Here is a 2621-nt window from a genome sequence, read left to right on the forward strand (position 1 = left end):
GGCACCACACACTCCACCACCACAAACCCCTCCACCCCACCACCCACACCCAAACCACCCACCGACACACCCACCCCACGCCACTCCACACCGAAGAGGGAGTCCCGGCCATCGGCCGTCCGGGCCAGTGCCCGCAGATCGTCGGTGGCGATCGGGCGGAGTGCCAGAGAGCCGATCTCGGCCACGGGCACACCGGCCCGGTCGGTGAGGGCGATGCCGACGGTGTCCGCGGCAACGGTCGTGATCCGGGCGCGGAGGACGGAGGCGCCCACGCTCAGCAGTCGCAGCCCCGACCAGACGAACGGCAGCAGCGGGCCGTCGTCCGCCGTCTCCGCCTCTCCTCCGCCGGCCGTGTCCAGCGACCGGGCACGGCCGACCACGGCATGGAGGACGGCGTCGAGCAGGGCCGGGTGGATGCCGTACCGGGCGGCCTCTGCGGTCTGCTCCTCACCGAGCCGGACCTCCGCGTACAGGTCGCCGTCGTGCCGCCACAAGGCGGTCAGGCCCTGGAACTCCGGACCGTACTCGTAGCCCTGCTCAGCCAGCCGGGGGTAGAGGCCGACGATATCGACGGGCTCGGCTCCGGCCGGCGGCCAGACGCCGGAGGCCGTACCGCCGGAAGGGGGCGCGGCCAGGGAATCCGTACCGGAAGCGGCGGCCCCGGTGCCCAGGGGGACGAGCCGGGCGGTAGCGTGCCGGGTCCACACGGCGTCGGTCTCCCCACCGCCGTGTGCCGTGGGCCGGGCGTGGAACCGGAGCGGCCGGACGCCGTTCTCGTCGGGAGCGCCGACCGCCACCTGGAGACGGACCTCACCGTCGGCCGTCAGCACAAGCGGTGCCTCCAGCGCGAGGTCGTCGACCCGGGCCCCGCCGACGGCCTCGGCCGCGCGCAGCGCCAGCTCCACGAAGGCAGTCCCCGGCAGCAGGACGGTACCGGCCACGGCATGGTCCACGAGCCATGGCTGCGTACGCAGCGAGAGCGTGCCCGTGAGCAGCAGCCCGTCGTCGGCCAGGGCCACGGACCCGGTCAGCAGGGGGTGGTCGGCAGGCGCGAGCCCGGTGTCGCCGATTCCTCCGGCGGCCAGCGGCGGGTTGATCCAGTAGCGCTGCTGCTGGAAGGCGTACGTGGGCAGGTCGATGTCCGGGACGGTTCCGGCGGTGCCGGGTACCGCCTGCCAGTCGATGGGCAGACCGGTGGTGTGGAGGGTGGCGATGCTGGTGAGAAAACGGGTCCAGCCGCCTTCGTCGCGCCGGAGGGACCCGGTGACGACGGGACGGTCGGCCGCGTCCCGCGGGCCTTCGTCCCGGAGTGCGTCGTCCAGAGTGTCGCCGATGGCCATGGTGAGCACGGGGTGCGGGCTGCTCTCGACGAAGGTGCGGTAGCCGTCCGCCGCGAGGGCCCGTACGGCCTGGTCGAGGCGGACGGTGCCGCGCAGATTGCGGTACCAGTAGGAGGCGTCGAGGGCTGCCGTATCGATGGGACGGCCTTCGAGTGTCGAGTAGAACGCGATTTCGGCGGAGCGCGGCTCCAGGCCGTCGAGGACTCGGAGCAGCTCGTCGTGGATGGCCTCGACATGCGGTGAGTGGGAGGCGTAGTCGACGGCGATGGTCCGGGCGCGGATGTCGTCGGCCGTGCAGGCGGCGGTGAAGGCGGCCAGCGCTTCGGCGTCCCCGGCGACAACGGTGGCCGCGGGCCCGTTGACCGCGGCGACCGAGAGCCGTTCCGCCCAGGGGGCGAGTCTGGCCGTCACCTCGTCCGCGGGCAGTGGTACGGATGCCATACCGCCCTTGCCCGCGAGCGCGCCGATGGCGATGCTCCGCAGGGCCACGACCTTGGCGGCGTCCTCCAGACTCAGGGCTCCGGCGACGCAGGCGGCGGCTATCTCGCCCTGGGAGTGTCCGACGACGGCGGAGGGCCGGACGCCGACCGACTTCCAGACTTCCGCCAGGGACACCATGACGGCGAAGAGCACCGGCTGGACGATGTCGACGCGGTCCAGGGAGGGGGCGCCGGGGGCGCCGCGCAGGACCTCGGTGAGGGACCAGTCGACGTAGCGGGAGAGTGCCTGCTCGCAGGCGTCGATACGGGCACGGAACACCTCGTTGTCGCCGAGGAGTTCGACAGCCATTCCGGCCCACTGACTGCCCTGTCCCGGGAAGACGAAGACGACTCCGCCGCGGTCGGCGGCCGTGCCCCGGACGACGGCGGGTGAGCTGGTGTCGGTGGCGAGGGCGGTGAGCCCGTCCTTCAGCGCCGCGAGATCCGATCCGACCACCACGGCGCGGTGCTCGAATGCCGTACGGGTGGTGACCAGCGCCCGGGCTACCTCGCCCGGATCCGCGTCCGCCAGACGCCCGCCCGACTCCAGCGCCTCCGCCAGCCGGCCCGCCTGAGCCCGCAACGCTTCCGCACTCCGCCCCGACACCACCCACGGCACCACCCCACCAACACCGGCAGCATGCTCCACCGGCTGCTTCACCGTCACCCGCAGTTCCTCCGGGGCCTGCTCCACAATCACATGCGCATTCGTCCCGCTGATCCCGAACGACGACACACCCGCCCGACGCACCCGACCCACCTCAGGCCACCCCACCGCCTCCACCGCCAACCGCACCCCACC

The 2621-nt window shown here is 72.9% G+C and carries 1 protein-coding gene; it reads right to left on the reverse strand.

Translation table 11 applies throughout. From position 1 onward, the window contains the following. On the reverse strand, positions 1–2570 hold a 2570-nt coding region (locus ACWDR0_RS34745), incomplete at its 3' end, for an acyltransferase domain-containing protein (protein WP_456355829.1). Positions 2571–2621 lie beyond the last annotated feature (51 nt).

The sequence above is a fragment of the Streptomyces sp. NPDC003691 genome (genome assembly GCF_053981115.1).